The sequence below is a fragment of the Mycolicibacterium novocastrense genome, from assembly GCF_001499835.1.
Lineage (GTDB): Bacteria > Actinomycetota > Actinomycetes > Mycobacteriales > Mycobacteriaceae > Mycobacterium > Mycobacterium novocastrense.
In genome coordinates, this window is the sequence record NZ_LQIH01000001.1 from 292670 (window position 1) to 308974 (window position 16305).

Annotated in this window: 17 protein-coding genes; 12 read left to right on the plus strand and 5 right to left on the minus strand. The window is 62.5% G+C overall.

The annotated features are described in order from the left end of the window. Position 1: 1 nt before the first annotated feature. Positions 2-820 carry a shikimate 5-dehydrogenase gene (locus AU072_RS01480; RefSeq protein WP_174523774.1) on the minus strand — a complete coding sequence of 273 codons (819 nt, stop codon included), beginning with the start codon at positions 818-820 and terminating at the stop codon, positions 2-4. Then, positions 820-1818 (minus strand): acetyltransferase Pat, encoded by a 999-nt coding sequence (locus tag AU072_RS01485; RefSeq protein WP_064412083.1) that lies wholly within the window; start codon positions 1816-1818, stop codon positions 820-822. Before AU072_RS01485 ends, AU072_RS01480 begins: the two co-directional genes overlap by 1 nt. 354 nt (positions 1819-2172) lie before the next feature. Between AU072_RS01485 and AU072_RS01490 the strand changes: the two genes are divergently transcribed. Together AU072_RS01490 and AU072_RS01495 are read left to right on the plus strand one after the other, a co-directional pair. After that, positions 2173-2793, plus strand: a complete 621-nt coding sequence (locus AU072_RS01490; RefSeq protein WP_064412084.1) for a superoxide dismutase — start codon at positions 2173-2175, stop codon at positions 2791-2793. A 54-nt stretch (positions 2794-2847) separates the two neighbouring features. Further along, a complete protein-coding gene (locus AU072_RS01495; RefSeq protein WP_064412085.1) occupies positions 2848-3648 on the plus strand; it encodes an SDR family oxidoreductase in 801 nt (266 codons plus the stop codon). A 186-nt stretch (positions 3649-3834) separates the two neighbouring features. Here the strand turns inward: AU072_RS01495 and AU072_RS01500 are convergent, their stop codons facing one another. Continuing rightward, entirely contained in the window at positions 3835-4188 is a 354-nt protein-coding gene (locus AU072_RS01500) for an ArsR/SmtB family transcription factor (RefSeq protein ID WP_064412086.1), read from the minus strand. A 96-nt stretch (positions 4189-4284) separates the two neighbouring features. On the opposite strand from AU072_RS01500, the gene AU072_RS01505 reads away from it, so the two are divergent. From AU072_RS01505 to AU072_RS28120, 8 genes are all read left to right on the plus strand, one after another. Beyond that, positions 4285-6228 carry a heavy metal translocating P-type ATPase gene (locus AU072_RS01505; protein WP_064412087.1) on the plus strand — a complete coding sequence of 648 codons (1944 nt, stop codon included), beginning with the start codon at positions 4285-4287 and terminating at the stop codon, positions 6226-6228. 602 nt (positions 6229-6830) lie between these two features. Continuing rightward, the gene (locus AU072_RS01510; RefSeq protein WP_174523775.1) at positions 6831-7916 is read left to right on the plus strand and encodes a helix-turn-helix domain-containing protein; all 1086 of its coding nucleotides are present in this window, start codon (positions 6831-6833) and stop codon (positions 7914-7916) included. Beyond that, positions 7909-8748: a hypothetical protein gene (locus tag AU072_RS01515; RefSeq protein WP_064412088.1), complete on the plus strand. Its 840-nt coding sequence runs from the start codon at positions 7909-7911 to the stop codon at positions 8746-8748. Before AU072_RS01510 ends, AU072_RS01515 begins: the two co-directional genes overlap by 8 nt. A gap of 40 nt (positions 8749-8788) precedes the next feature. Continuing rightward, a complete protein-coding gene (locus tag AU072_RS01520; RefSeq protein ID WP_235629899.1) occupies positions 8789-9277 on the plus strand; it encodes a hypothetical protein in 489 nt (162 codons plus the stop codon). After that, positions 9274-9753 (plus strand): RipA family octameric membrane protein, encoded by a 480-nt coding sequence (locus AU072_RS01525; protein WP_064412089.1) that lies wholly within the window; start codon positions 9274-9276, stop codon positions 9751-9753. Before AU072_RS01520 ends, AU072_RS01525 begins: the two co-directional genes overlap by 4 nt. Further along, positions 9750-10046: a DUF7701 domain-containing protein gene (locus tag AU072_RS01530; RefSeq protein ID WP_064412090.1), complete on the plus strand. Its 297-nt coding sequence runs from the start codon at positions 9750-9752 to the stop codon at positions 10044-10046. The genes AU072_RS01525 and AU072_RS01530 overlap by 4 nt, the downstream gene beginning before the upstream one ends. Positions 10047-10336: 290 nt before the next feature. Then, positions 10337-11854: a toll/interleukin-1 receptor domain-containing protein gene (locus AU072_RS01535; protein ID WP_064412091.1), complete on the plus strand. Its 1518-nt coding sequence runs from the start codon at positions 10337-10339 to the stop codon at positions 11852-11854. A 676-nt stretch (positions 11855-12530) separates the two neighbouring features. Beyond that, positions 12531-12824: a hypothetical protein gene (locus AU072_RS28120; RefSeq protein WP_133147253.1), complete on the plus strand. Its 294-nt coding sequence runs from the start codon at positions 12531-12533 to the stop codon at positions 12822-12824. Positions 12825-13002: 178 nt separating this feature from the next. Here AU072_RS28120 and AU072_RS01540 read toward each other — a convergent pair whose 3' ends face one another. Beyond that, entirely contained in the window at positions 13003-13863 is an 861-nt protein-coding gene (locus AU072_RS01540; protein ID WP_064412092.1) for a hypothetical protein, read from the minus strand. A gap of 54 nt (positions 13864-13917) precedes the next feature. On the opposite strand from AU072_RS01540, the gene AU072_RS01545 reads away from it, so the two are divergent. Further along, positions 13918-15018 (plus strand): hypothetical protein, encoded by a 1101-nt coding sequence (locus tag AU072_RS01545; RefSeq protein ID WP_133147254.1) that lies wholly within the window; start codon positions 13918-13920, stop codon positions 15016-15018. A gap of 89 nt (positions 15019-15107) precedes the next feature. Here AU072_RS01545 and AU072_RS28890 read toward each other — a convergent pair whose 3' ends face one another. Continuing rightward, the gene (locus AU072_RS28890) at positions 15108-15371 is read right to left on the minus strand and encodes a DUF4062 domain-containing protein (protein WP_082680891.1); all 264 of its coding nucleotides are present in this window, start codon (positions 15369-15371) and stop codon (positions 15108-15110) included. Positions 15372-15685: 314 nt separating this feature from the next. On the opposite strand from AU072_RS28890, the gene AU072_RS27405 reads away from it, so the two are divergent. Continuing rightward, entirely contained in the window at positions 15686-16153 is a 468-nt protein-coding gene (locus AU072_RS27405) for a toll/interleukin-1 receptor domain-containing protein (protein WP_082680892.1), read from the plus strand. Positions 16154-16305 lie beyond the last annotated feature (152 nt).

Consider the following 16305-nt stretch of genomic DNA (forward strand, 5'->3'; position numbering starts at 1 on the left):
CTCAAGCGCGCGAGACCGCGGACGCGGCCATGACCTGTTCGTCCGTCGGCCGAACCCCGGTGTAACGCTCGAACTGCTCGGCGGCCTGCAGCGCGATCACCTCAGCGCCGGTGATCACGCCGACGCCCGCTTCGCGCGCGGCCTTGATGAGCGGTGTCTCGGACGGCACCGCCACCACATCGAACACGGTGTGCGCGTTGGCGACAGCCTCTTCGCCGAAGGCGATTCCGTTGGCCTCGGGACCACCCGCCATCCCTACGGGCGTGACGTTGACCAGTACGTCCGCGGTGCGCGCACCGACCTCGGAGCGGTACTCGTAGCCGAGCCTGTCGGCCAGCGAACGTCCAGTCTCGGCATTGCGGGCCGCAATGGTGCCGCGGTCGAATCCGGCGTCACAGAACGCGGCCGCGACCGCACCGGCCATCCCACCGCTGCCGTACACGAGTACGGACTGCGACGGCTGCAATCCGTGTGCGGCGATGAGAGCCTGCACGGCAAGGTAATCGGTGTTCGATGCGGTGAGCCGACCGTCGTCGTTGACGATCGTGTTGACGGCGCCAATGGAGCGGGCCGACTGCTCGATCTCGTCGACCAGCGCCAGCACATCGTGTTTGAACGGCATCGACACCGAACAGCCGCGGATGCCCAGTGCCCGCACGCCTCCGATCGCCGCCGCGATATCCGTTGTGGTGAAGGCCTTGTAGATGAAGTCGAGGCCCAGCAGATCGTAGAGGTAGTTGTGGAACCGGGTACCGATGTTGCTCGGCCGGCCCGCCAGCGAGATGCACAGCCTGGTGTCCTTGGACAGCGGAACCCGCATCAGCCGACCGCCCGCACGACCTGCGTGGCCATATCGCGGATCTGCTTGGTCAGTTCAGCCGAGAACGGCGGATTGGTCGGGCGCGGCACGTCGATGGTCGTGGTGACCACCCCGGGGTCCTCTCGCTCCCAGTGCGCGCCGTGACGGGTGAGGATGGTGCGCATCGGATAGTTGTCGGTGAGCACACGTGCGGTGAAGCGTTGGACACCAAGGTATTTCGCTGCGATTGCGAGCGCCCCCATCAGGAATGACCCGATGCCCTTGTTCTGGTAGGCGTCGGCGACGATGAACGCGACCTCGGCGACGGCAGGATCGGCCTCGTCGCGAACGAGACGCGCATCGGCGACCACCGGCCCCTCCGGACCGTCGGTCATCACCCAGACGAAGTGGTGTTCATAGTCGACCTCGAAGAGGTACCGCATCAGCGACCTGCTCGGAACGAGCATCGATTGGAAACGCCGGTACAGCGTCTCGCTGGAGAATTCGGCGGGACCCTTGGACGACCGTTCGCTGTCGCCCGGCAGCACCGGCCGCAAGAACAACTCCGTCCCGTCACGCATCCGGACCGGAACGGGGTTGACGTACGCGGCGAGGCGCTGTCGGGCGGTACTCAGCAGCCGGTCGAGCATGCCTGGGATCTCGAGCATGGTCGCGAACGCCTCGCGCCCCCCGACCCAACCGCGCACCGGTGCGGTGGCGATCACCGTCGCGGTGCGGGTCGTGTCCCGCAGCAATGCGATCTCGCCGACGATCATGCCCGGCGTCAACCTCGCGACGGTGTCGTGCCCGTCGTCTCCGGTATGCGTGACCTCGGCCGCGCCGGAGCCGATCAACAGGAAGGACAGCGCGAGTTCGCCCTGGTGCATGAGCACCTGTCCGGAGGCGGCGTTCAGAGGCGTCAGCTGGGCCGCGAGCGGAACGAGATCCTCGGCCCGATAGCCACCGAAAACTTCCAGGGCAGTGAGTTCGTCGGCGCGAACGCCGGTCAGGCCGGCCACCTCACGAGGCTACGGGCTGCTTGTCGCCACGAGCAAGGAGCGCAGCGGGTGGCCCATTGCCCGCACCGCCCGCACGGCAATCACCGAATCGGTCGATCAGCAAATCGTGGAGGTTGGCGCGGGTCGGCCGCGTCGCGCCGCCACCCGTCGGAAGACAAGTCGCTACATGATGTGCTGCATCGATGTACTCCGCGGCCGCCCGCAACCTCAAATTAGCACAACATCTGAACACCTAGACAGATATTGGGCTCGCGCATAGGCTTCGCGGAGGCCCTTCTGCGCGACGCCGAAGCCATCTGTGAAATCCGGCCCAGCACGGGTACACAGCGTCGACCCCCTTCAGAAAGGAAGTTCATGGCCGAGTACACACTGCCTGACCTTGACTACGACTACGGCGCCCTGGAGCCGCACATCTCGGGCCAGATCAACGAGATTCATCACAGCAAGCACCACGCCACCTACGTGAAGGGCGTCAACGACGCGATCGCCAAACTCGAAGAGGCCCGCGCTAACGGCGACCATGCCGCAATCTTCCTCAACGAGAAGAACCTCGCGTTCCACCTCGGTGGGCACGTCAACCACACGATCTGGTGGAAGAACCTCTCACCGAACGGCGGCGACAAGCCGACCGGAGAGCTGGCCGCCGCGATCGACGACCAGTTCGGGTCGTTCGACAAATTCCAGGCGCAGTTCGCCGCTGCCGCCAACGGCCTGCAGGGCTCGGGCTGGGGCGTACTCGGTTATGACAGCCTCGGGCAGCGGCTGCTCACCTTCCAGCTCTATGACCAGCAGGCCAACGTCCCGCTGGGCATCATCCCCCTGCTGCAGGTCGATATGTGGGAGCACGCGTACTACCTGCAGTACAAGAACGTGAAAGCCGATTACGTCAAGGCATTCTGGAACGTGGTCAATTGGGAGGACGTCCAGAACCGGTTCGCCGCGGCCACCAGCAAGGCATCCGGGCTCATCTTCTAGTCTCTAGCGGGGCGGCCTTGCGTGCCGCCACGGCGACGATGGAGGCACTTGCCGATGAGCGACGGTCAGTTCAGCACGCACACAGAGCTTTTCGACCTCACCGGCAAGCGCGCCATCGTGACCGGTGGCACGAGCGGCATCGGGGTGATGATGAGCCGCGGGCTGCTGCAGGCCGGCGCCAGCGTGGTGATCAGCTCGCGAAAGGCCGACGCCTGCGAACGCGCGCAGGCCGAACTGTCCCGGTTCGGCGATGTGCGGGCCATTCCCGCCGACCTCTCACGACACGACGAGTGCATCCGGCTGGCCGAGGAGGTGACCGGCGGCGGCGAGCCGCTGCACATCCTCGTCAACAACGCGGGGGCCACATGGGGTGAGCCGCTAGAGAGTTTCCCCGATTCCGCGTGGGACAAGATCCTCAACGTCAACGTCAAGTCGCCGTTCTGGCTCGTTCAGGCGCTGCTGCCCGCACTTCGCGCCGCCGGCACCGCAGATGATCCCGCCCGAGTCATCAACCTCGGCAGCGTCGACGGCATCCGGGTCCCCGAGTTGCCGACGTACTCCTACAGCAGCAGCAAGGCAGCGGTGCATCACCTCACCCGTGTGCTCGCCCGCGAGCTGGGGCCGCAGCACATCACCGTCAATGCCGTTGCACCAGGGGCATTCCCGTCGAAAATGATGGCCGCGACCCTCGACGCGTTCGGCGACCAGATCGCGGCGTCGGCGCCGCTGCGCCGGATCGGGCGCGACGACGACATGGCCGGCATCGCGGTCTTTCTCGCCAGCCGGGCGGGCGCGTTCCTCACCGGCGCGATCATTCCCGTCGACGGCGGGCTCGCGACGACCGCGAGCAAGTAGCCGAACGCGCGGGCGACGGCGCAGCGAGGCAGAGCTGTCTGCTCAAACAAAGAGGTTGACCCCGCCGACCGCCTCGCGGGCGACACCGATGCAACCCTCACCGATCGCCGCCCACTGCCGCGATCTGTGCCCCGCCTCGCGGGAATGTAAACGACGATTCAGGCGATATCGCTATCGATTTCGCCTCTAGGCCGTGGTTTCCGTCGCCCCGAGGCGTAGATGCTCGATGTGATAGACGGCCTCGTCGAGGAGCTGAGCGACGTGATTGTCGTAGAGCCGGTAGACAACACTGCGGCCCTTGCGGTCACCCGCGACCAGCCCCAGTGCGCGTAGGAGCCGGAGCTGGTGGGACACCGCCGGCTGCTCCATTCCCACCGCGGTCGATAACTCCCCCACTGAACAGGGCGACTGGCGTAGCCGGGTGAGGATCATCAAGCGATTGGGCGAAGCGAGGGCTTGCAACGTCTCGGCGATCTTGCCCGCCGAGGCGGGGTCGAGCGTGGCCGGTGGCGTCACCCTGCCGTCGACTCCGTGCCCCATGCTGTCAATTGAAGCACGGCCGTCCGGCCGATGGCATACATGTAGAGTTCTACATGTTTTGATGTGGTCATGGTTTGTGCTCCGGAGGATGCGTCGATGACCAACGCGACCGCGTCGGCCGAACGCTTATCGGCCACCCGCCCCACTCCGGTCGGGTTGGCCAGTCTGTGGTCGGTGAGTTCGGTGCGGTGGGCGGTGGCCGCCCTCGGGTTGTTTCTGGCGGGGTTGGCAACGCAGTTGGCAGGCGGTCCGGCGTGGCTGTTTTGGGCCATGTATCTGGCCTGCTACCTCACCGGCGGCTGGTTACCGGCGCGGGAAGGCGTGCAAGCGTTACGGGGCCGTACGCTCGATGTGGACCTGCTCATGGTGGTCGCAGCAATCGGCGCGGCGAGTATCGGCCAGATCTTCGACGGTGCACTGCTGATCGTCATCTTCGCCATATCGGGAGCGTTGGAGGACGCCGCGACAAAGCGCACGCAGGACTCGGTCAAGGGACTGCTTGACCTGGCACCCGATCGTGCCGTTCGCATCGACTCCGACGGGTTCGAAGAAGCCGTCAACGCCGAGGACCTTGGCGTCGGTGACATCGTCAGTGTGCGGCCCGGTGAGCGACTCCCGGCCGACGGTGTCGTCGTCCTCGGTGCGTCCGACGTCGACCAGTCATCGATCACGGGCGAATCGCTGCCGGTGAGCAAGTCGGTCAATGACGAGGTTTTCGCGGGAACGCTCAATGGGTCAGGCGCACTGCGCATCCGGGTCACCAAGGATCCGTCCGACACCGTGGTCGCTCGCATCGTTGCCCTCGTCGCCGAGGCGTCGGCCACGAAGGCCAAAACGCAGCTGTTCATCGAAAGGATCGAACAGCGCTATTCCATCGGAGTCGTCGTCGCGACCCTCGCGCTGTTCGCGATCCCTCTGCTGCTCGGTGCCGATCTCGCGTCCACGCTGCTCCGGGCGATGACATTCATGATCGTCGCGTCGCCGTGCGCCGTGGTGTTGGCGACCATGCCGCCGCTGTTATCGGCCATCGCCACCGCCGGAAGAAACGGTGTACTCGTCAAATCGGCGATCGCGATGGAACACCTCGCCGACGTGACCCGGGTCGCGATCGACAAGACGGGCACATTGACAACGGGCACACCGCAACTCACCAATGTCACAACGCTCGACAGCCACTACGCCGAGGACGACGTGCTGCGAATCGCGGCAGGCGCAGAGCAGTTCAGCGAGCACCCGCTCGGTCGCGCGATCGTCGAAGCCGCCCGGATCCGCGGTCTCGTACCGGCCGGCACCACCGACTTCCGGGCGCTACCCGGTCGCGGTGTGCGCGCGCGTCTCTCGGGCCAGACGGTCGAAGTGCTGAGCGCGCAATCACTTTCGGTCACCAGCCCAGTCGTCGATCATCTGGAGAGCCGAGGAACCACCGTCGTCGTGGTCACCGTCGATGGCACGGCGATCGGAGTGCTCGGCCTCGACGACACCGTGCGGCCCGATGCCGACGAAGTTGTGCGGGACATCACCAGGCTCACCTCGAAGCCGCCGCTCCTGTTGACCGGCGATTCGCGCCGCGCAGCAGGACACTTGGCCGCCAGCGTCGGCATCACCGATGTGCACGCCGACCTGTTACCCGATGACAAAGTCGCCGCCGTGCGGCGGTTGCAGGCCGACGACGAGCGCGTCCTGTTCGTTGGCGACGGGATCAACGATGCACCCGCCATGGCGGCCGCGCACGGCTCGATCGCGATGGGACGCAACGGCGCAGACCTCACCTTGGAAACGGCCGACGTCGTTACGGTCCGCGACGAGCTCGCGACGGTCCCCGCTGTCGTGGCGTTGGCGTGTCGGGCGCGTCGCGTCGTGATCGCCAATCTCGCCATCGCGGCGACCTTCATCGCGACGCTCGTGTTGTGGGATGTGTTCGGCCATCTTCCGCTGCCGCTCGGCGTGGCAGGCCATGAGGGTTCGACGATCATCGTCGCACTGAACGGGCTGCGTCTGCTGAGCAATCGCGCCTGGCGGCAGGCCTCGGCCCTGACCTGATCGAATTTGGTGGAGCTAAGGGGAATCGAACCCCAGTGCTTTGCCGCAAAAATATCGCCTGAAGTGCAGTGATTGTTCTTCAGCGTTGTTACGCGGGTGGTCGCTGTCCTGCGGATATGGCTGATCGTGTTACGTGACGTAACAGTGCTGGCCCATGCCTGAGACCTTTGGGTTATGAGCTACTGGCTCAGCGTTGCTCTGCAGCCGCCGCATCTCAAAGCCGCAGTTCAGGCACAAGTCAAGAGTTTCGGCTGTCGCGTCTTGATCAACCTGATCTCGGTCGTTTCGAAGCGTTTCGTTCACAAATCCGTTCACAACAATCTCGTCTCGAGAGTCAGAGTGTGGGTTCGTGCAGCGCGCAAATCACTGTGATGTTCTGGCCGATGACGTTCTGGCGCCGCACTCCGCAGTGCCTGTCTCGCCTCAGGGATTGTTCGGTTAAAAGAACTATTCCGCTGACAACGGAACAGCGGAATACCACGAACATTCTGGTGAAACCCTCCAGGCCCTGTCGGGCTGAGCAGCGAAGAAACTAAGACGCTCGGGTAAATAACTTGTTCCGCAGCCATCGGAACGTGTACATTTTCCGAACAGGAGATCTCGTGACTGAACCAACCACCCCGCCGAGCTCGGAAGCAGAAATCCTGACTGAGTGCATGGAGCTGCTGCGCGGTCGCCTGCCTGGTGACTGGCGCGTTGATGTTCAGCGTTCGCCGGCGGACGCCGCGATCGACGCGATACTCGCGCTTACCGCACCTTCGGGCGAGCAGGCTCGTTTCCTCCTGGAGGTGAAGCGGCTGCTTGTCGGCCGCGACATTCCCCGGGTCTCTGAGCAGTTGCGGTGGGCGGCAGATCGCGAACTCATCAATACCAAGACCATGGTCATGTCGCGATACCTCGCTCCCCCGATCCGCGAGCGACTGTCGGAAGAAGACGTGTCATACATCGACGCCACCGGCAACATCCTGGTCCAGTCGTCGCGACCCGCGCTCTACGTTCGTGATCGGGGCGCCGACAAGGATCCCTGGCGAAGTCGGGGTCGGCCACGCGGGTCATTAGCGGGTGAGCCAGCCGCTCGTGTAGTGCGGGCGCTCATCGCAGGGCGCGGTCCATGGTCGGCCCGCGATCTCGTCAGCACCTCCGGAGCATCTACTGGCGCAACATACCGGGTGTTGGAGTTCCTTCAAGAGGAAGGGTTGGTGCGGAAAACAGGGACAAACTATGTCCTGGAGGACTGGCCAAGGCTCCTACGCCGATGGAGTCGCGACTATAGCTTCTTTCGCAACAACCGAACATCAAGCTACATCGAGCCTCGCGGTCTAGAAGCGCTGCAGACCAAGGCCGCCAAATCCCAGTACTCGCCGTACGCGATAACCGGAACCATCGCGGCTGCACAATGGGCGCCGTACGCTCCCGCCCGCGCGGCGATGGTCTACGTCGACGATGCGGCGCAGGCGGCGAAGGAATGGGGCCTACGGCCTGCAGAAAAGGGGGCGAACGTGATTCTTGCCGAACCGGCCTACGACGTCGTGTTCAGCGGTTCCAACACCAATCGCGATGGTGCAGTCATTGTCGCGATTGAACAGGCGGCAGTAGACCTACTCACGGGTCCAGGACGAAACCCTTCCGAGGGCGAGGAACTCATCTCATGGATGGAGCGCAACGAAAGCGAGTGGCGCCGTGGATGATTTACTTATCAAAGCCCGTTCAGCTCTGCTGGACGCCCTCGAAGCCCTGACCGAACAACACGATTCGATCGTCGTGGTCGGCGCGCAAGCCATCTATCTGCACAGTGGCCACGCGGATGTTGCGATAGCCGAGGCAACGAAGGACAGCGATCTGGCAGTGGACCCGCGGGAACTCCCAGACGAGCCATTGCTTGAGAACGCGATGAAACGAGCAGGTTTCTATCCAAATGTGAACGGCCAGCCTGGCGCATGGGTGAACCCCGCAGGCATCCCGGTGGATTTGATGGTTCCTGATGCGTTATCGCAAGGCGGTAGGTCTCATCGCGGCGCCCGAATCCCACCTCACTCCAACCAAGCAACAAGGCGGACTGTCGGCCTGGAAGCCGCGGTGGTCGACAATGAGCTCCGCACGATATCTGCGCTCGACCCTGACGACACAAGGACTTTCGAAGCCCGAGTTGCCGGGCCAGCCGCTCTCCTGATTGCCAAAGTCCACAAAATCCACGAACGGCGTGACCAACCCGACCGCCTCAACGATAAGGACGCTCACGACATCTACCGCTTGCTCGTGGCAACAACCGACATGGCGGCGCTCGGCTCAAGCTTTCAGCGCCTACTGCTCGACCCGGTTTCCAAGACGGTGACCGAGCGGGCTCTCGATTGGCTGCCCGCCCTATTTGCAGACGGACCCGATGCCCTCGGATCCATCATGGCAGGTCGCGCAGAGGAAGGGATCGGAGAACCCGACCTGGTGGCCGCCTCCGTTGCCGCACTTGCAGCCGATGTCCTCGCAGCCGTCGCGGATGCGGCACCCGGGAAATTGCGAACCTAAACCCCTCGCTGCGACAACGCGCTCTTCACGCACATACCACATGGATGAAGGCAGCGATGACGTGACTGCAACTTGTCGGAGGCACCTGGCAAAATCCTCCGAGCAAACCAGGCGAGACGCCGGGGAGTTCGATCCAAAGGAGCACAGCGTGGTGCAACGAGCCTTCATCAGCTTCGACTACGACAACGCCGCAAGGTTGAAGGACCTGCTGGTCGGCCAGTCGAAGAACCCCGACTCGCCGTTCGAAGTGCACGACTGGTCTATCAAGACGGCATCTCCGACATGGCGAGAAGAGGCCAGGCGCCGCATCCGCGCGAGTGGACTCATGATCGTCCTGTGCGGCAAGCACACCCACCTCGCGACCGGCATTGGCGTTGAGCTCGGCATCGCCCAGGCGGAGGGCGTCGACTACTTCCTCCTCGCCGGATATCAGCAGGGTTCGACCCTCCCGACGACGGCGAGGGCAACCGACAAGATGTACGACTGGACCTGGGAAAATCTCAAGAAGCTAGTCAGCGGCGCGCAATGAACGAACCTAACGAAGCACTGCCTGACCCACGGGTCCTGGACATCTACAAGCTCGCGGTCGAGATGGCGGACCGTGTATCGGCCCGGCGCGCAGTGGCCAATGCCTTCTTTCTCACGGTGAACACCACACTGATCGCAGTGGTGGGCCTATCCACGACACAGCCGGAGTCCGCGGTGAGGTTCACCGCCGTGTGCCTGGCCGGTGTCGCTGTGTCAGTGTGCTGGTGGCTCCTGCTCCGCGTCTACCGGAGGCTGAACACTGCCAAGTTCGCAGTGATCAACCAGATAGAGGCGGAACATCTGCCGGTAAAGCCGTATACCGACGAGTGGACAGAGCTGATGCCCTATGACGAGGAGAGCACCCGCCGCGCGCGGCTCGGCAAGGTCTTCCGCGAACTGGGTGGCGTCGAACGAATAGTGCCAATCGTCTTCGGACTGCTGTATATCGTCCTGCTGGTCGGCAGACTGCTGGCATGAGCTACCTCGACGACGACGCCGAACTGATCCGAAGCTGCTTGCCCGCTGGCACCGGCGTACCCGAGGCCGCTGAAGACCTATTCGTCCTTTACGCCGTGCTCATGCGCGCCAAAGGGGAAGGCACACAGGCATCCGATGTGCACGACGCGTGGTCGGCCTGGATGTCTCGCAGCGAACCGAACCACGAGTCAGTCCGCCCCTACGACCAATTGGCCCCCTCGGTCCAAAAAGAAGATGCACCGTTCCTCATCGCAATCCGCGACGCCGCACGAGCGCGTGCCGAAGAGCGCTGACAACTGGCGACGATAAATCCCGTCACCCCGTCACCGCACGCCGGCGAAATTGGTTGCGTTGCCATGCGAATGTAAAAGCAGCCTGCCCATCAGTCTGTGGATGATGGACAAAGTCCGTCGGGCGACGCGTCACCACCACCAGGTGACACCAGAACACGCAGCCCGATCGCTCCCGGCTCACGCTGCCGCCACGACTAGGCTCCTGATCATGCGTCGGGTCTGCTAACCGGACCGACGAACTCTGTCTCGACGATCCCGCCGCGAACTCACAAAATCATCAGGGGGAAGAGTTGGACGCCGGACCAACCGACGGCAAGCGCGCTTTCATTTCGTACGTCCGCGAGGACAAGGATCAAGTCGATAAGTTTTGCCGACACCTGGAAAATGCTGGCATCCCATACTGGCGCGACAGGAAAGATCTCGCCCCCGGCGATAAGTGGAAAGACAAGATCCGCGAAGCCATTGCGTCGGGATCGATCGCATTCCTCGCGTGCTTCTCTGAACGGTCCAGGGCCAAAGAAAAGTCGTACATGAACGAGGAACTGCACTTAGCCGTCGAGCAATACCGACTGCGGCCACCCGACCGGACCTGGCTCATACCCGTGCGCTTCGACGGCGGAGACATCCCGACCTGGAAACTGTCGACGACGGAGACTTTGAGCGACCTTGATTACGCGGACCTCTTCGGGCTTGACTACGCCGATAACGCAATCAAGCTGATGGAGGCAGTGAAGCGCGCACTGGGCCTAACGGGCGTCGACGCTTCCACCCGACGAACCGCTCTTGAAGAAACACACGAATCAGACAAGCCCCAGTCGTTCAGAAAACTCACCAAAGAACTCATCCGCGACCGCGATCGAGAGATCGATCTCGACGACATCATCAGCGCAGAGGTGGCACGCGTAAGGACCGCGATGCGCGACGCTGAGCGCTTCCCTACGGATTGGAAGGGCGGGACGAACAGCAAACTGGCAGTGGACGGAGCCTCGACGGCAAACGACTACTGGCATCTTGCCGAACCATTCTGCTGGTCATTGCAGGTTTCGGCGCGCTACGGCACGGCCGAGACGCTGACCCCTTGGGTCAAAGGTTTGAAAGCGTTTGCAACGGAAGCGTACAAGATCGCTGGTGGGCACACTTTTTTGCTGCATCTACGCCACGTGCCTTTGCTTGTCGCGGTGTTCGTCGCCGCGATGGCCTCCTCAGGTCAAGGAAAATGGGAGAACTTCAAGACACTGCTGATCGACAATACGGTGACCGACCGGAGTTACGATGCGGCGCCGGCACTTTCGATGATCGAGGCTGTCGACCCCTATAAGCCATTCGACAACGATTCGATCCCTCAACTGCTCGTCAACTCGCTTGTGATGGGCCAGGACATTGATACAACTCAGGCAGCGATCGACAGGAACGAAGGGCTGAATTACCACACGTCCTCTGCGGCGTGGCTGCATCGGATATTGCGGCCGATCTTCGACGAGCAGTTTCCTGACGACGAGGACTACGACGCCGCCTTCGACTCAACGGAAGTCGTTCTGGGACTGGTCGATCAAGACCTGTTGAACTCGCGCCATGGAGCAGACGCGCAGCGTCAATGGTTACGGGAAACCCATTGGCTCGGACGGTCGACCTGGCGGTCGCGGCGACACGGAAACCCACTCGAAGAATTCGCTGGGAATCTCGCAAAGCAGTACTCCAGCTACGCGCCACTTCAAGCCGGACTTTTCGGTGGAGGTTTTGAGCGGGCGAAGACGGCCACAGAGCAATATCGGGAGTCCTTCAATCAGATGCGCAGCCGCATCATGTGATCAAGAATCGGCGACCACGGCTGATCAAGCGTTTAGACCGGCGCCCGCCACATGCAATCGACCCCGTTGCGCGTAGTTCGGCGCGCAACCGGCGCCAGCGTTGTCGTCAGAAATGTGGTCAGAGCCGGCGCAGCAAGTCCGCTTACCGCGGCCTTCAGCCCGCGACCAGCGGATTACCGAATGCCCGTGCGTACACCGACCGAGAAAATCTCAAAACGCTTGTCGCACAGCAGATAAGGATCTCTCTACCGTTTCATGAGAACTGACCCATTCCGCGGATCCAGGTCATTCTCGCCGAATAAACGGCAACTCGGATCCCGCGGAAGCCAAGGTGGCTTTTGAAGCGCAGCCTGGTCGCAACCGACGTTTACTACACCTGCGGGCAGCGTGCGCGTGTCCGCAGAGGCGGGCAGACCTCTCCGCGGCGGCGTGAAGACGGTGACGACGTTAGGTCCACTCGAGCCGAAGCTACTGACCTACTCCATGCGAACGAGTCGAACTGGGCCTTTGCACGCGAAGACTGCGTTGATTGACGGAGAACCAGCAGGTCACATGTTGCCTCTAATGGTCGCTCAAAGCGGCGCGAGATTCTTGTGGGGACCCAGCGGGGAACCGAACAGCGCCAGACATTGCACCAGCAAACCGCGATCGGTCAGAAACTGGCAGGGTGGGCAGCATGACCAACCCAAAACCAGACCGCGAGGTAGGCATAAAGTGCTCGTCCTGCTGCCCTGCGGATTCGCACCGGCTCGCCACCGTGCGATGGCATTCCAGCGATCCCCTACACACCATCGCATTCGACGAGAACAGGGGCATCTCTACTGCCAATCGACCGGGTCGCGAGAACATGTACATCATCAGTTGCGAGGATCGCTCGCATGACTCCGCCACGCTGACCAAGACTGAATTGCTTGAGCGCTGCCAGGAGGCATGCGGCCCACAAGGCGCCCAGGGCGTGTTGGAGATCTGACGCTGAGGGACTTGCGGCGAGCTACCTTAGGGGAAGAGCGACAGGACGTTGCCCACGAAGCCGACGACCAGTCCGCCAAGCAGCAGCCCGATCGCGATCCAGCGTCGACGGTCGCTGATGTCGTTCTGGGCACGAACCCAAGCGACGAGCGCTTCGCGTTGACGGGCCGGGGCTGGTCCTATCTGCCAGACTGCCAGGCGCGTCGCCTGCTCCCAATCCCGCGGTGCTGGTCAACGCGGGCCGCGTGCTGCTGCGCCAGCTGATCGGCTTCGTCGAGCCCCTTGTTGAACGCGCGCATGTTCCGGCGGCTGCTCAGCACGTCTTGGATGACGCCGACGGCACCGGCCATCTGCAGCAGGAACGCGACCGCGTAGAGGGCGAGAACCGCCACCTTCATATCCGTCATCACGTTATCGCCATGGGATCGAACGGGATTGCGGCACCCCGCAGGGGCAGCCGCCGCGCGCAACTGCGCGATGCGGTCCTCCGCGTTGGCCAGGGCCTGCGCCGCGGCCTTGACGGCATCGGTGGCCGCCGTGTCGATGCGGTGGTCGAGCCGCTGCACCTCATCCCGCAGCGCCGACACCTGGTCAGCGATGCGGTTGACGAACTCGACGACCTGCTCGACCTGCTGACGGAGTTGCGCGTCTGGATCGAGCGTCAGCGTCGACGTCAGCTTGATATGCGCGGTCTCGCCGATCAGCATCGCCTCCAACGGGGAAGCGTGTACTACGTGGTTGACGCCCTTACCTCGCAGCCTGTTCCATGTTGCGCGAAGCCAGGCACGGAATTGTTTCGCCCACAACGCGAACTGCTCCCGCAGCGTGCGGTCGTTCGCCGCGCGTGAGTAGGCGCTGCTGAAGCCGATGATCGCGACGATCGCTCCGACGAGCTGCAGGGTGTTGGACCACCAATGCAGGTCGCGCATGACGGGGATGTCGACGATCAACGCGGCGATCGCCACTCCAAATGCCGTCAGTCCCAACGAGAGCGGCAACAACCAGCCGTGCCTGGCCCACCATCCGCGGTCGTCGGTCATCGTTGCTGACGATAGCGCGGCTATCGCTGACGCCTACAAATTATGGTGGTCAACATGGCCACTCGCGAAGCAATCGACCGGTGGCGAAGCGCGTTGATGGACATCGAGGAATTTGACGCACTGCCCACCGGTCAGCGCGCACGGCAGATGTTGAGCAGGCCCGAGGCCAGAGCCAACCTTCAGCTCGTCAACGCCAGCCCGGCGTATCGCGTGCCGCAACGGATGCTCACAACCCCAATCACCGACCTGTGGTCGCAAGACCCGCCGACCGATCCGGCGCTTGTTGCGATCTTGCAGCCTGTCTACGACGCGGTCTTGGCGTTCACGCCCTATCAAGAATTGTTGCCGCAATGGGATGCCCTCGTCACGGCAACTAGGACCGCCCGCGAGGCTCTTGAAACGGAGCCCCTGGGAGCGCCGACAGTCGACGAAATCATCGCAGACATGCTGTTGTCGTTGAAGACATCGCTCTTGATCGCCGGGACCGGCAGCCTGGGATCAATGACGGTCATTGCGCAAGAGTTGGTACGTCGTCACCTGAGCTTTGCGAGCGAGATCGCATTGCCGCTGAGGCAGTATGACTTCGCCACTAACACAATGGTTGACCATCCCTCCAGAACGACACTGAGCCTGGCGGCAATAAAGGCCATCGTAGACCCCAAGCGCCGAACGACCGGTGGCGACGGCCCGCCAGCAGCGGTATCGAAACAGTTTGCGGCACAGGTGATTGTCGACTTCTACACCGACTGGGAAGAGTACTACCGCGAAGCGCTCGCGGACGCGCAGCAGTGCAGCAAGTATGACTTCCAGATTGACTACTTCGGCGACGTCAGCCGGCTGCGGCAGGACTACGTCCACCACCGCGGCATATGTAGCAACTCCGCGCAGTGCAAACAACTGACCTGGTTTTCTCAGGGCGACTTAATGATTCCAACACCTGACAACTACCTACAGCTCCTAACCGACTTCCCCGCTGAGGAGTTGCGGCAGAAACCTCCGCCGCGTACGACGGGGCGAGAGAAGCTGTCGATACGCGCGAGCCTTCCGGTAGTCCGCGAGTTTGAGCAGCTTGCTGCGTCTCGTCCGACTAAAGGTGATGCGCTCGACGAGGCGCTTAGCGACTGGATCAAGAAGGCCAAGGGCACGGACGACTAAAGGGTGCTGGGCGCGGCTGTCGAGGACCGTCGGTGGAGGCAATAGGAAGAAACTCGAACGTCGGTCACATCTGTAAAAGAATGGGGATACTACGTTGACGAGCGCTCCGGAACTCCTCCGCCGTCGGGGACAGACGATATCGAGAAACGGTGTCCCATATGCGGGCCAGGCAACAGCACGTATACATCCGCCGCCTCGAACCCAGGCCGGCATGCCTCCCGGCTCGACCGGTCCACTTCGAAGTCCTCGGACCTCAAGGGGTCGTGAGCGAGCAACCTCAGAAACGGTGCTAGAGCGGCGCGCTCCTCCTTCGAGAGGTGTGTAACCGAGGAAATAAAGAGTCGTGCGGGCATGAGGCGAAGTCTGGGCGCTCACCGATCCAGCTGCCCGGATTCTCGTGCGAATTGTTGCGAGGCCGCAGCACCCATCAGCGATAGGGGCAACGTCGCGGACCTCCACGTCGCCATGATGGTCGAAGCTGCCGATCCTGACGCGCGGGGTTCGTCTCGCGCGGAGGGCATTTCGTTTCTTCCGCGCCTAAATCCCCGTCGCGACACCGCCGGGCTGAGCAACGACTGCCCCTCGCGGAGCGCAAGCGATAAGTTTCACCGAAGTCGTTTGCAGCTGTTCTGCCTGTGTAACCCGCACAGCGGTTAACATATCGAGCATGAGCGCGAAGGGCGGCCACGTCTTCATTTCTTACGTGCGAGACGATAAAAGTGCTGTTGACGCACTCTGCGCCGCACTTGAAGGCGAAGGCATCCCCGTATGGCGCGATATCAAATCATTGTGGCCGGGCGAGAATTGGAAGAGGGAAATTGCACAGGCAATCGCGTCGTCCTCTCTAGTGTTTGTTCCAGTTTTCTCGAAGGCGTCAGCCGCGCGTGAAAAGTCATATCAGAACGAAGAGATCAATCTGGCCATCGAAGAGTTCCGGAAAATGCCGCTCAATAAGACATGGATAATTCCGGTTCGACTTAGCGAGGTCGCAGTCCCGGCATTTCAACTTCGGGCAGGCGAGCAGATGGGCGACCTCACGCGCTGCGATCTATTTGGCCGACGTAGGGCCGAGTCGCTTCAGCGCCTTATCACTCAATTGAAGACACTGGTCAAGACATCGCTCGGGTCACCTTGAAGGGATGATCCATACGGACTCGGTGAAGCAACGGCTGAACTCCTCGATACTGGAAGTCCGGCGCGACTCGCCGCGCTGGTAAGGATGGAAACCGACAGAGTCATCGAGGCCATGAATGATCGCGAGAGATTTCCTCCCCTACCTGATCTCGA

What these genes read in the sequence shown, in the direction of transcription:
- AU072_RS01480 (WP_174523774.1), bottom strand. Translation starts at nt 820, where the DNA reads ATGCGGGTTCCGCTGTCCAAGGACACCAGGCTGTGCATCTCGCTGGCG.
- AU072_RS01490 (WP_064412084.1), top strand. Translation starts at nt 2,173, where the DNA reads ATGGCCGAGTACACACTGCCTGACCTTGACTACGACTACGGCGCCCTG.
- AU072_RS01495 (WP_064412085.1), top strand. Translation starts at nt 2,848, where the DNA reads ATGAGCGACGGTCAGTTCAGCACGCACACAGAGCTTTTCGACCTCACC.
- AU072_RS01500 (WP_064412086.1), bottom strand. Translation starts at nt 4,188, where the DNA reads ATGGGGCACGGAGTCGACGGCAGGGTGACGCCACCGGCCACGCTCGAC.
- AU072_RS01505 (WP_064412087.1), top strand. Translation starts at nt 4,285, where the DNA reads ATGACCAACGCGACCGCGTCGGCCGAACGCTTATCGGCCACCCGCCCC.
- AU072_RS01520 (WP_235629899.1), top strand. Translation starts at nt 8,789, where the DNA reads ATGGATGAAGGCAGCGATGACGTGACTGCAACTTGTCGGAGGCACCTG.
- AU072_RS01525 (WP_064412089.1), top strand. Translation starts at nt 9,274, where the DNA reads ATGAACGAACCTAACGAAGCACTGCCTGACCCACGGGTCCTGGACATC.
- AU072_RS01530 (WP_064412090.1), top strand. Translation starts at nt 9,750, where the DNA reads ATGAGCTACCTCGACGACGACGCCGAACTGATCCGAAGCTGCTTGCCC.
- AU072_RS28120 (WP_133147253.1), top strand. Translation starts at nt 12,531, where the DNA reads ATGACCAACCCAAAACCAGACCGCGAGGTAGGCATAAAGTGCTCGTCC.
- AU072_RS01540 (WP_064412092.1), bottom strand. Translation starts at nt 13,863, where the DNA reads ATGACCGACGACCGCGGATGGTGGGCCAGGCACGGCTGGTTGTTGCCG.
- AU072_RS01545 (WP_133147254.1), top strand. Translation starts at nt 13,918, where the DNA reads ATGGCCACTCGCGAAGCAATCGACCGGTGGCGAAGCGCGTTGATGGAC.
- AU072_RS28890 (WP_082680891.1), bottom strand. Translation starts at nt 15,371, where the DNA reads ATGCCCGCACGACTCTTTATTTCCTCGGTTACACACCTCTCGAAGGAG.
- AU072_RS27405 (WP_082680892.1), top strand. Translation starts at nt 15,686, where the DNA reads ATGAGCGCGAAGGGCGGCCACGTCTTCATTTCTTACGTGCGAGACGAT.